This is a genomic window from Frankia sp. Mgl5 (assembly GCF_023242985.1).
GTDB lineage: Bacteria > Actinomycetota > Actinomycetes > Frankiales > Frankiaceae > Parafrankia > Parafrankia soli.
Window position 1 is genome coordinate 51,106 of sequence record NZ_JALKFY010000605.1, and the last position, 11,897, is coordinate 63,002.

Consider the following 11,897-nt stretch of genomic DNA (forward strand, 5'->3'; position numbering starts at 1 on the left):
CCACTACGATCACTGGGATCCGTCGCCATTCAGACACTGAAGGTGAGCGACGTGCAGCGTCGCTCAGATCACGGTGCGACGGCGCGGTGGCGGGCCGCAGGCGGCGTGTCCGGCCCAGACCACCCACCGCACCCGGCACCCGACACCCGGCACGCAGCACGCGGGTACCCGGAGGTGGCCCGACTCGTGAGCACCCGGCCCGGATGGTGATGGGACTGGTAATCCGGGGGAAAGATGGCGGCCATGACAGCCGAGACGAACGAGCAGCGAACCCGTCGCCTGCGGACCGACGTGTCCGCCCGCGGCCGTACCCCGGCGACGGTGATCGCACCCGCCGCCGACGACCCGCCCCGGGGCGGCGTCATCGTGATCCAGGACGCCCGCGGGATCACCCCCTACCTCCTGTCCGTCTGCGACGACCTCGCCGAGGCGGGCTACCTGACGATCGCGCCGCACCTCTACCACCGGGACGGCATCGCCGAGGTCGACCCGGCGGATTCGTGGGCCGGTGCGCTGCCGCAGATGGCGACGCTGACCGGCGCCGGGATCTCCGCCGACGTCGACGACTGCGTGGGGCACCTGGCCGACGCCGGGTTCGGGCCGGGGCAGACCGCGATCGTGGGCTTCTGCATGGGCGGCACCGTCGCGCTGTTCACCGCGACGCGGACGCCGCTGGCCGGGGCCGTGTCGTTCTACGGCGGAGCCGTCAGCTCGCCGGCATGGCCGGGCGTCCCGGCGCTGCTCGAGGTCGCGCCGTCGCTGCGCGGGCCCTGGCTGGGTCTCTACGGCGAGGAGGACACGATGATCCCCATGGCGGACGTCACCGGCCTGCGGGCCGCCGCCGCCCGTTCGGGGCAGCCGACGGAACTGGTCAGCTACCCGGGCGCCGGCCACGCCTTCCACAGCCACGACCGATCCGCCGTACACCGCCCCGGGCCGGCGGCCGACGCGTGGCAGCGCACCCTCGCCTTCCTCGACAGGCGCGTACGCCCGTCCTGACCCTGGTGGCCGCGGGGCCGATGTGAGCCGTCCGCGCCGTACCCGGACGGGCCGGGACACCTCGCAGGGAGGCCGCCCGCCGGGACGGCGCCCTCGGCGCGACAAGGGGAACGGCGTGTTCGGCGAGCCGGACGGAAAACTCGTTGGTGGCGCGCACGCGGGCGGTGTAACGTCCCGCCGACACGAACGGATCAGCCCGAGTCGGCCTGGGAACGGAGCCGCCGGGCCGCCGAGATCACGCAGGAGGTGGGCCATGGCCGCGCAGACGGTGTTTGCCCAGGACGCACTGCTCCGCCGCCTCCACCGGGCCACCGACTGACGTCGCCCACCCCACCACCCGGTTTCGGCCGCGTGGTCTCCTCGCACGCCATGGGTGGCGCGCGTCCAGTGGGGCCCCCGTTCCAAGGGTCTCGACGTTGTCTTCTCAACACTTGTCACGTTCTCCGCGGGTCCAGTCGGGCCGGCGATCCCCGTCCTTCGACCCGCCACCGCCCGACACCGCGGCTCCCCCTACTCCCACGGCGCCCTCGCCGGGGAGGACCGGCACGACCGGTTCCGATCTGGTCCGTCATGGCTGGACCGACGGCGACGAGGCGGGGTTCGCGCCCCGCCGCGACGCCGGGTTGGCACCCGCACGGGTCCTCCGGCGCGACCGGGGACGCTGCGAGCTGATCACCGAGCACGGCCCGGTGAGTGCCGAGATCGGTCGTGCACTTCCCGCCGGGTCGGATCTGTCGCCGTGCACGGGCGACTGGGTGGCCGTCGGAGCCTCCGTGCCCACGCCGTCCATTCCGAGCACCGGAGCAGCGCATCTGGTGGTCGCCGAGCTGCTGCCGCGACGCAGCGCTCTCGTCCGCTCCTCGGCCTCGCGCAGGTCCGACGGGCAGGTGCTCGCGGCGAACATCGACCTCGTGGTGATCGTCGCCGCGCTCTCGGCCGCGCCTGATCTCGCCCGGCTCGAACGGCTGCTCGCACTAGCCTGGGAGAGTGGCGCCCAGCCGCTGATCGTCCTGACCAAGGCCGACCTGGTGCCACGCGAGGACACGGAAAGACTCGGCCCGTCCACGCTCGACGCGGTGGCCGCCGCCGCGCCCGGAACCGACATCCTCACCGTCTGCGCGCTGGACGGCACCGGCATGGACGCACTGCGCGCCGCACTCGCCGGGACGTCGCCGCCCGGCCGATCGGCGGTGCTGGTCGGGCCCTCCGGCGTCGGCAAATCAACGCTGGTCAACGCTCTGCTCGGCGAGGAGCGGCTGGCGGTGGGGCGAGTCCGCGCCGCAGACGGGAAGGGGCGGCACACAACCGTCAGACGGGAGCTGATCGCGCTGTCCTCCGGCGGAATTCTGATCGACACGCCCGGGATCCGCGGCGTGGGCCTGTGGGATGCCGAGCAGGGGCTCGACGCGACCTTCACGGAGATCGCCGATCTCGCCGTGGCCTGCCGGTACGCGGACTGCGCGCACGACACGGAACCCGGCTGCGCGGTGCTCGCCGCGGTCGAGAACGGCTCGTTGCCCGAGCGGCGGCTGCGGAGCTACCGCAAACTGCGGCGCGAGAACGCCTGGATCCAGTCACGCGGGGACGCCCGCCTGGCCGCGGAAGAGCGGGCGCGCTGGAAGGCCATCCGCAGGGAACAGCGGCGCCTCTACACCGGCCGCGAGCGGCAGGGGCGCCAGCGATGACCGGGCGAGGCGAAGCGGGCCGGTCAGACGGAACGGACGGAACGGACACCGCGCGTGAGATCACTCGGGTGTTCTGGGTGCTGCACGAAGGACTGCCGCGCCAGTCCGCCGGGTCGGACGCAACGACACGCCGGCTGCTGGAACTGGCCGGCCTGCTGCCCGACCGGCCCCGCGCCCTCGACATCGGATGCGGTCCGGGGCGCGCGTCACTGGTGCTCGCGCGGGTCGCCCGCGCGGACGTCACCGCGGTCGACCTGCACCACCCTTTCCTGGCGGAGCTGCGACACTCGGCCGCGGCGTCGGGGCTGGGCGGGTGGATCCGTCCCGTACTCGCGTCGATGACCGATCTGCCATGCCCGGACGGCGCCTTCGACCTCGTCTGGGCGGAGGGCTCGGCGTACATCATGGGCTTCGCCGCCGCACTGCGGGCGTGGCGGCGGTTACTGGCTCCGGCCGGGGTGCTCGTGGTGTCCGAGCCGGTCTGGACGGTCGATGATCCTGCGCCGCCGGCGAGGGCGTTCTGGGACGCGGTCTACCCGCTGCGAACGGTCGCGGCGACGGCGGACGTGGCCCGCGCCGCGGGCTACGAGGTGGTGGCGACATTCCAGCAGCCGGACAGCGACTGGTGGGCGGAGTACTACGACCCGCTGAGCGCCCGCCTCGATCAGGCGGAGCGGACCGGTCTCGGGACGGCGGCCGGCCGAGCCGCGCTGGACTCGTGTCGGGCCGAGATCACGCTTCGGCGGACCCACGGAGCCGACTACGGCTATATGGGTTTCGTCCTGCGCCCGCGCCGGCCGCCGGGGGCCGACGATCCGTGGCCTCTCGATGGGACTCAGTGCCCCTGGGAGGCCACGGATCGAACCCGGGAGACCCGGAAAGGACGACGGACGAGGGGACCTCCCGACACCCGCGCGTCAGGACGCGGGCGGGGCGGTCTCCTCGAGCAGTCCGTCGAGCTGGCTGCCGACGATCCGCTTGAACAACCGCCGGGAGCGCTTCCGGTCGAGCATCGCGACCTCGAGGTTCCCGGCCGTCAGCGTGCGCTCCCCGTTCTGCGCCCCGGGCGGCGCGCCGGCGGTGAGCGCGTCCACCGCCACGCGCAGCGCGGTGGCGAGCGGCTGGCCCTCCGTGTGGTGCTCCCGCAGGGAGGTCAGCACCTGCTCGGACTGACCGCCGATCGCGATGAAGCCACGCTCGTCGGCGATCGAGCCGTCGTAGGTGAGACGGAAGATCTGGTCATCCGCGGCGGTGTGCCCCACCTCGGCGACGACGATCTCCACCTCGTAGGGCTTGATGCTCTCGGTGAAGATCGCGCCGAGGGTCTGCGCGTAGGCGTTCGCGAGCGCCCGGCTCGTGACATCCCGCCGGTCGTACATGTAGCCGCGGGTGTCCATGATCCGGATGCCGGCCGTGCGGAGGTTCTCGAACTCGTTGTACTTCCCCACCGCGGCGAAGCCGATGCGGTCGTACATCTCGCTGATCTTGTGCAGGGTCGTCGACGGGTTCTCGGCGACGAACAGGATGCCGTCGACGTAGGTGAGGACGACCACGCTCCGGCCGCGCGCGATGCCCTTGCGCGCGTACTCGGACTTGTCCCGGACCTGCTGTTCGGGACTTGCGTAGCCGAACGGCATGGTCACGTCAGCCTCCTGAGTTCTGCGCGCGGTCGGCGATGATCAAGTCGACCACCGGGCCGACCTCGTCATCGGTGAGGCGACGGTATCCGTCGGCGGTCACCGAGGCGACGATCGGATACAGCTTGCGGATGAGGTCCGGCCCACCGGTCGCCGAGTCGTCGTCGGCGGCGTCGTAGAGAGCCTCGACGCTGATCCGGATCGCGTCGTCCTGGCTGTGGTTGGCCCGATAGCGCTTCTTCAGCGAGCCGCGGGCGAAGACCGAGCCCGACCCGATCGACTCGTAGGTGCGCTCCTCGGACTTCGCCGCGGCGATGTCGTAGGAGAAGATCCGCCCCTCGCCGGTCTCGGTGTCGAAGCCGGCGAACAGCGGGATGACCGCGAGGCCCTGCATCGCCATGCCCAGGTTCCCCTTGACCATGAACGCGAGCCGGTTGGCCTTCGCGTCCAGGCTCAGCGTGGAGCCCTCGATCTTCTCGTAGTGCTCGAGCTCGACCTGGAACAGACGGATCAGCTCGGCGCCCACACCGGCCGTGCCGGCGTAGCCGACGCAGGAGAACTCGTCCGCGTGGTGGACCTTCTCGACGTCACGCTGGGCGATCATGTGCCCCTGCGTCGCGCGGCGGTCGCCGGCCATGATCACGCCACCGGGGAACGTCACGGCCACGATGGTGGTGCCGTGAGCCGCATCGGTCACCGGAGCGGGCAGCGGGCCCCGGGCGCCCGGAAGCAGGTCCGGAGCCGCGACGGACAGGAAATCGGTGAACGACGACGTTCCCGGTGTCATGAACACAGCCGGTAGACGCCCGGCGACACCCGTTGGATCGGGCACGCATCCCCCTTCAGATAGTCGATCGTGAGCCGGCGGCCCAGGATGGTCCGAGGCGGCCCAGCCCAAGGCTCCGGGTGATGCACAACATGCCACGTGCCAGGCCGGCAGGGTGGCCGTGGTCCCGCTCCGTCCCAGTCGCGGTCCCAAATCGCGTGGTCCCAGGCCGCGGTCCCGGGCGCGCCGCCGCGGTGGCACTCGGCGGCCTCAGCGGGCCTGCGCGCCCCTCGGTAGGCCCTGCCCCCCCAGGCGCCGACCTCGCTCGCAGCGGGAGACACCAGGACAGCTGAGCGATCCACGTGCCGACGCGCACACACGACGTCCACCGCCATCGGGCACACCCTAGGCATCGGGCACACCCCGGGCGCGGGCATCGCGATCCAGGGCACGGCCCCGGGACGCGTCGGGCAGCGGGGCCTCCCGCGGCACCGGTCGCCGCGTTGACTCCCCCGGCGACCGGCCGAACGGGCGCATGTGGCTCGTCCGGCCGAACCGGCCGCGGGGAGTCAGACCCTACTGACCGCCCTTCTGGACGTATCCCTTCACGAACTCCTCGGCGTTCTCCTCGAGAACGTCGTCGATTTCGTCGAGCAGGGAGTCGACGTCCTCAGAGAGCTTCTCGTGCCTTTCCTTGAGATCCGAGGCGCCCGATTCCTCAACCTCGGCCTCGGCGGTCTCGTCATCACGGCGGCCGGTGCGCTGCTGCCCGCCACCGGTGTCCCTCTGGGCCATGGGAGCCTCCTTCGATCGCCTGGGGCGACACTATCCCGCTCCGCCGACTGCTTCCGGTGGATCGGTACGAGGTCCACTCCATCACGAACACCCGGCGACGTCGCCTCGTCCGCCGAGGGCGCAAAATGTGCTGGTCGATGGTGGTGCCACCGGCGCGCCGAGACTTCGCGTCGGTACGGCGCGAAGTCTCGGGAAGACCACCGCGAGACCCCACCGGCTGTCAGTTACCCGACAGGGCGTCCACCAGGTCGGCGGCGGTGGGGCAGCGGGCGAGCAGCTCGCCCACGTGCGCCTTGGTGCCACGCAGCGGCTCAAGGGTCGGCACCCGCTGCAGCGAGTCCCGCCCGATGTCGAAGATGACCGAGTCCCAGGACGCGGCCGCCACCTGCTGCGGGTAGAGCTCCAGGCAACGCCCCCGGAAGTACGCCCTGGTGTCCTCCGGAGGCTCCGTCATCGCCCTGGTGACCTCTTCCTCGCTCAGGAGGAGGTCGAAGCGGCCCCGGGCCACCAGGCGGTTGTAGAGGCCCTTCTCCGGCCGCACGTCGTGGTACTGGAGGTCGACGAGCTGCAGCCGCGGCGAGTCCCACGCCAGGGCGTCACGGGAGCGGTAGCCCTCGATGATCGACAGCTTGGCCACCCAGTCGAGCTCCCGCAAGCAGGTCATCGGGTCGACCTCGAGGCGACCGAGCACCGACTCCCACCGGGAGAGCACGTCGGCCGTCTGCGGGTCGACGTCCGTGCCGAGCCTGTCCTCGACGAACTTGCGGGCCTGCTCGAAGTACTCCATCTGGAGCTGCACGGCGGTCATCTTCCGACCGTCGCGCAGGGTGAGCAGATACCGCAGCGAGGGGTCGTGGGAGATCGCCCGCAGCGTCGCGACCGGCGCGTCCACCGACAGGTCGACCTGGAGCCAGCCCTCCTCGATCATGGCCAGGACGAGCGAGGTCATCCCCACCTTGAGGTAGGTGGCGATCTCGCTCATGTTGGCGTCACCGATGATCACGTGCAGACGCCGGTACTTCTCCGGGTCGGCGTGGGGCTCGTCCCGGGTGTTGATGATGGGGCGCTTGAGGGTGGTCTCCAGTCCGACCTCGACCTCGAAGAAGTCCGAGCGCTGGCTGATCTGGAACCCGGACTCACGCCCGTCCACGCCGATGCCGACCCGGCCGGCGCCGCATATCACCTGGCGGGAGACGAAGAACGGCGTCAGGTGCCGCACGATCTCCCCGAACGGGGTCGCCCGCGCCATGAGGTAGTTCTCATGGCAGCCGTAGGAGACACCCTTGTTGTCGGTGTTGTTCTTGTACAGGTGCACGGGCATCGTGCCGGGGACAGTCAGCGCACGGCGGGCTGCCTCTGCCATCACCCGCTCCCCCGCCTTGTCCCAGAGGACGATGTCGCGCGGGTTCGTCACCTCGGGGGTCGAGAACTCGGGGTGCGCATGATCGACGTAGAAGCGCGCGCCGTTGGTCAGGATGACGTTGGCCAGCCCGAGGTCGTCCTCGTTCGCGGGCGCGCCAGGATCGACCACCGGCTCTCTGGGCAGCTCGAAGCCGCGGGCGTCTCGCAGGGGGGACTCCTCCTCGAAGTCCCACCGAGCTCGACTGCCCCCGGTGGCGGCCCTGTTGGCGTAAGAGTTCACGACCAACGACGAAGCCAGCATCTGGTTTGTGTTGGGTTGACCGGGCACGGACACGCCGTATTCGGTCTCGGTCCCCATGATCCGGCGCACGCTCACTCTGCAAGCGTAGGTGCTGGCGGGCCGCCGGGTTGGCCGGACGCCGCCCTTGGTCGTTCCGAACCTCTTGCCAGGAAGCTTCGGGAACGCCCGGAGACCTCCCCCGCCACGCCGACAGCCCCGCGGGTGCCGGCATTCGGGTGATCGGCGACGTGGCAGCCCGTCAGCCTGTTCGACGGCCACTGGGCTGCGTGTCCGTCTTCTCACAGCGACGGCAGGAGACCACCACAAGCCCGTTTTGAAGATCAAAATGGTCAAGGATGGGCGTCAACATCGTTGACTATCTTGGGCAGTGCGACGCCCGACGGCACGGCCACTCAACCGGCCACTCGACCGGCGGCTCCAGCCGGCGGGCACGGCTCGCGGACCGGCTGGCGGGCAGCCGGTGGGCACGGCCGGGGTTCACCGGGCCCGCGAAACCACGACGCGGCGGCCGCCTCGTCAACGAGACGGCCGCCGCGTGGCGACCACGGCGGGCGGCTGGCCCCCGCCCCGCGAACGACCTAGAGGTACTGGCCGGTGTTCGCGATGGTGTCGATCGACCGCCCGGCCTCGGTGCCCTTGGTTCCGGTGACGAGCGTGCGGATGTAGACGATCCGCTCACCCTTCTTGCCGGAGATCCGGGCCCAGTCGTCCGGGTTCGTGGTGTTCGGCAGGTCCTCGTTCTCCTTGAACTCGTCCAGGCACGCCGACAGCAGGTGCTGCATGCGCAGACCGCGGACTTTGCTCTCGATGAGGTCCTTCACCGCCATCTTCTTCGCCCGGGCCACGATGTTCTCGATCATCGCGCCCGAGTTGAAGTCCTTGAAGTACAGGACCTCCTTGTCACCGTTGGCGTAGGTGACCTCGAGGAAGCGGTTCTCCTCGCTCTCGGCGTACATCCGCTCGACGACCCGCTGGATCATGCCCTGGCAGGTCGCCTCCCGGTTGCCTCCGTGCTCGGCGAGGTCGTCGGCGTGCAGCGGGAGCTCGGGAATGACGTACTTGGCGAAGATGTCCTTGGCCGCTTCGGCGTCCGGACGCTCGACCTTGATCTTCACGTCGAGCCGGCCCGGCCGCAGGATCGCCGGGTCGATCATGTCCTCTCGGTTGGACGCGCCGATCACGATGACGTTCTCGAGCTGCTCGACGCCGTCGATCTCGCTGAGCAGCTGCGGGACGATCGTGTTCTCCACGTCCGAGGAGACACCCGAGCCACGGGTCCGGAAGATCGAGTCCATCTCGTCGAAGAACACGATCACCGGCATGCCCTCGGACGCCTTCTCGCGCGCCCGCTGGAACACCAGCCGGATCTGCCGCTCGGTCTCGCCTACGTACTTGTTGAGCAGCTCCGGGCCCTTGATGTTGAGGAAGAAGGCCCGGCCGGAGCCCTGGCCTGTCTGTGCCTCGACCTTCTTGGCCAGGGAGTTCGCCACGGCCTTGGCGATCAGCGTCTTGCCGCAGCCGGGCGGGCCGTAGAGCAGCACGCCCTTCGGTGGCTTGAGCTTGTGCTCCAGGAACAGTTCCTTGTAGAGGAACGGCAGCTCGACCGCGTCGCGGATCGACTCGATCTGGCCCTTCAGGCCGCCGATCTGCTCGTAGCCGATGTCTGGGACCTCTTCGAGGACCAACTCCTCGACCTCGGACTTGGGGATCCGCTCGAAGGCGTACCCCGACCGTGGCTCGATGAGGAGCGAGTCGCCGGCTCGGATCGGGCCGTCGAGGAGTGGCTGGGCCAGCATGACGACCCGTTCCTCGTCGGTGTGACCGATCACCAGTGCCCGGTCACCGCTCTCGAGGACCTCCTTGAGCAGGACGATCTCGCCCTGCCGCTCGAACGCGCGAACCTCCACGACGTTGAGCGCCTCGTTGAGCATGACCTCCTGACCGGGCTGCAGGACGTCGGCTTCGACGTTCGGCGACACCGTCACGCGGAGCTTTCTGCCCTGCGTGAACACGTCGACCGTGCCGTCGTCGTAGCCACGGATGAAGACGCCGTACCCGCTCGGCGGTTGCGCGAGCCGGTCGACCTCCTCCTTCAACGAGATGATCTGGTCACGTGCCTCCCGAAGGGTGGCGACGAGCTTGTCGTTCTGCCCAGTGGCGGTCTGTAGCTCCACCTGTGCCTGGGCTAGTCGCTCCTCCAGGACACGTACCTGTCGGGGCGATTCGGACAGCCTCCGTCGCAGCATGGCCACTTCTTCCTCCAGGAAGGTGACCTGAGTCGTGAGTTCGTGTACTTCCTTCTCGTACGCCGACCGTTGAGAATCGGCGTCACCAGGACGACCCGTGCTCCCACCGGAGCCAGAGCCCGAACGGGGACCGGACACCGCGCCTCCACCTCCCCCGTGCTGACCGGGACGCACCCACACTACCGTTGTGACCGCCGCTGGCAGGCCGGTCGCGCGAGGACGACCCAGGTTTGCCGTAAACAGCGGGTTACGGTGCCATGGTGACAGAAGATCGGAGCCCTGTGGCAACACCAACGAAGCCGGGCGATTCGCCCGGACTCCGGGTCCGCATCGACCAGGACTCCTGCACCGGCGACGGTCTGTGCGTCCAGTATGCACCCTCGGTGTTCGAGTTCGACATCGACGGGCTCGCCTACGTGAAGAACTCCGACGGTGAGCTTCAGACCACACCGGGGACCCACGTGCCGGTTCCACTGCCGCTGCTCACCGAGATCCGCGACGCCGCCGAGCAGTGCCCCGGCACCTGCATCTACGTCGAGCACCCGGACGGGACGCTGGAGGTCGGCGGCCCACAGGAGTGAGAACCACCCACCCCGGTGCCCCCGCCGTGCCCCCACCCGTGGGGTCCGGCGCCCGTGGGGTCCGGCGCCCGTGGGGTCCGGCGCCCGGGCCCGCCGCGCGGGCGCCGTCCTGCCCCGGGTGGGGCGGGCCCGCCCCACAGCGGTGGAGGCCACCCGGCACGGCCGGGGAGCCGCTGGCGGGCTCGCCTGAGCGGGCGCCCCCGCGGATCGCCCGGCCGCGACCGGCATCGCGTCAGCCGTCGGAGCCGGCGTCGACTCGAGGCTCCGGCTCGGCCTGAAGCTCCGGCTCGACCTGAAGCTCCGGCTCGGCCTGAGGCTCCGCGATGACCTGGCGATCGGGCTGGCCGTACAGGCCCGGCAAGCTGCCCGCTCCCGCCGGCTGACCCTGCTCGGCCGGGCGGTCGGCGGATGCCGGCTCCGGAGCGGTCGCCGGCTCCGGATAGGAGCCCTTGGCCGGGCGCCGCCGCCTCGGTGGAGCAGTGACGCCGTCCGCCAGCCGGCGCGCTGTCACCAGGAAACCGGTGTGCCCGACCATGCGGTGACCGGGGCGCACGGCGAGGCCCTCGACGTGCCAGTCGCGCATCATCGTCTCCCACGCCGCGGGCTCCGCGAAGCAGCCGAACTCGCGCAGCGCCTCGACCGTCCGGGAGAGCTGGGTGGTCGTCGCGACGTACGCGCACAGCACGCCGCCGGGGACGAGCGCCGCTGCGGCCGCGGGCAGCACGTCCCACGGGGCGAGCATGTCGAGGATCACCCGGTCCATGCCCCGCTCGGCCGACTCGGCCAGATCACCGACGTGCAGTGTGTGAGCCGGATGTGGTCCGCCGAAAAAGGTCTCGATGTTGCGCCGGGCGACCTCCGCGAAGTCGGGACGCCGCTCGTAGGAGACCAGCCGGCCGCCGTCGCCCACGGCCCGCAGCAGGGCGCAGGACAGCGCGCCGGAACCGGCACCGGCTTCCAGCACCTGCGCGCCGGGGAAGACGTCGGCGTACATGACGATCTGCGCCGCGTCCTTCGGGTAGACGACGGTCGCGCCGCGTGGCATCGACAGCACGAAGTCGGCCAGCAGCGGCCGCAGTGCCAGGTAGTCGGTGCCACCGGTGCTGCTCACGACGACGCCTTCGGGCCGGCCGAGCAGGTCGTCGTGCGGAATCGCCCCCCGGTGGGTGTGGAACTGCCGGCCCGGCTCGAGGACGACCGTGTGCCGCCGGCCCTTGGGGTCGGTCAGCTGGACGCGGTCGCCCTTGGTGAACGTCCCGCGGCGCCGCGCCGCGCCGGTCGGCCGCGGCACCTCGGGCATCTCCGGTGCCTCGGGCATCTCCGGTGCCTCGGGCATCTCCGGTGCCTCGGGGTCCGCAGGGTCCGGCAGGGGCGGAAGCTCCGCGGGGTCCGGCAGGGGCGGGCGGGACGCGACCGCGTCCGGCGTGGTCGGGTCAGTACTGATCTCGTCGTCCTCTCGGCGCGCGCCCCGAGGCCGGTCCACGGCCGGCGCGCGCCCTGTCCGCTGGAAGCTGGTCGCACGGGG

The 11,897-nt window shown here is 70.9% G+C and carries 9 protein-coding genes and 1 pseudogene; 4 read left to right on the top strand and 6 right to left on the bottom strand.

Annotated features, from left to right (window positions below):
- Window positions 1–234 precede the first annotated feature (234 nt).
- The 3 genes and pseudogenes from MXD62_RS11470 to MXD62_RS11480 all read left to right on the top strand — a co-directional run.
- Window positions 235–999 carry a dienelactone hydrolase family protein gene (locus tag MXD62_RS11470; protein ID WP_248829279.1) on the top strand — a complete coding sequence of 255 codons (765 nt, stop codon included), beginning with the start codon at window positions 235–237 and terminating at the stop codon, window positions 997–999.
- Window positions 1,000–1,772: 773 nt separating this feature from the next.
- Window positions 1,773–2,684: a ribosome small subunit-dependent GTPase A gene (gene rsgA / locus MXD62_RS11475; RefSeq protein ID WP_248829280.1), complete on the top strand. Its 912-nt coding sequence runs from the start codon at window positions 1,773–1,775 to the stop codon at window positions 2,682–2,684.
- A pseudogene (locus MXD62_RS11480) lies at window positions 2,681–3,268 on the top strand (cyclopropane-fatty-acyl-phospholipid synthase family protein); the annotation flags it as partial. The gene rsgA and the pseudogene MXD62_RS11480, both read left to right, overlap by 4 nt.
- A 333-nt stretch (window positions 3,269–3,601) precedes the next feature.
- Here MXD62_RS11480 and prcA read toward each other — a convergent pair.
- From prcA to arc, 5 genes are all read right to left on the bottom strand, one after another.
- Window positions 3,602–4,327 carry a proteasome subunit alpha gene (prcA, locus tag MXD62_RS11485; protein ID WP_071063554.1) on the bottom strand — a complete coding sequence of 242 codons (726 nt, stop codon included), beginning with the start codon at window positions 4,325–4,327 and terminating at the stop codon, window positions 3,602–3,604.
- A 1-nt stretch (window position 4,328) separates the two neighbouring features.
- Entirely contained in the window at window positions 4,329–5,153 is an 825-nt protein-coding gene (gene prcB, locus MXD62_RS11490) for a proteasome subunit beta (protein ID WP_248829281.1), read from the bottom strand.
- A 510-nt stretch (window positions 5,154–5,663) separates the two neighbouring features.
- Window positions 5,664–5,882 carry a ubiquitin-like protein Pup gene (locus MXD62_RS11495; RefSeq protein WP_018499886.1) on the bottom strand — a complete coding sequence of 73 codons (219 nt, stop codon included), beginning with the start codon at window positions 5,880–5,882 and terminating at the stop codon, window positions 5,664–5,666.
- Between the two features lie 220 nt (window positions 5,883–6,102).
- On the bottom strand, window positions 6,103–7,620 hold the full coding sequence (dop, locus tag MXD62_RS11500) for a depupylase/deamidase Dop (protein WP_368862394.1): 1,518 nt from the start codon (window positions 7,618–7,620) through the stop codon (window positions 6,103–6,105).
- A 503-nt stretch (window positions 7,621–8,123) separates the two neighbouring features.
- On the bottom strand, window positions 8,124–9,929 hold the full coding sequence (gene arc / locus MXD62_RS11505) for a proteasome ATPase (protein WP_248829282.1): 1,806 nt from the start codon (window positions 9,927–9,929) through the stop codon (window positions 8,124–8,126).
- A gap of 119 nt (window positions 9,930–10,048) precedes the next feature.
- Between arc and MXD62_RS11510 the strand changes: the two genes are divergently transcribed.
- Complete coding sequence (locus MXD62_RS11510; protein ID WP_020462366.1) at window positions 10,049–10,372, top strand: ferredoxin; 324 nt, start codon at window positions 10,049–10,051, stop codon at window positions 10,370–10,372.
- 232 nt (window positions 10,373–10,604) lie between these two features.
- Here the strand turns inward: MXD62_RS11510 and MXD62_RS11515 are convergent, their stop codons facing one another.
- Window positions 10,605–11,690 (bottom strand): tRNA (adenine-N1)-methyltransferase, encoded by a 1,086-nt coding sequence (locus MXD62_RS11515; RefSeq protein ID WP_248829304.1) that lies wholly within the window; start codon window positions 11,688–11,690, stop codon window positions 10,605–10,607.
- Window positions 11,691–11,897: the final 207 nt, after the last annotated feature.

Coding starts and splice junctions, on each gene's coding strand:
- MXD62_RS11495 (WP_018499886.1), bottom strand. CDS start 5,882: ATGGCCCAGAGGGACACCGGTGGCGGGCAGCAGCGCACCGGCCGCCGT.
- MXD62_RS11515 (WP_248829304.1), bottom strand. CDS start 11,690: ATGCCCGAGGCACCGGAGATGCCCGAGGTGCCGCGGCCGACCGGCGCG.
- MXD62_RS11510 (WP_020462366.1), top strand. CDS start 10,049: ATGGTGACAGAAGATCGGAGCCCTGTGGCAACACCAACGAAGCCGGGC.
- MXD62_RS11470 (WP_248829279.1), top strand. CDS start 235: ATGGCGGCCATGACAGCCGAGACGAACGAGCAGCGAACCCGTCGCCTG.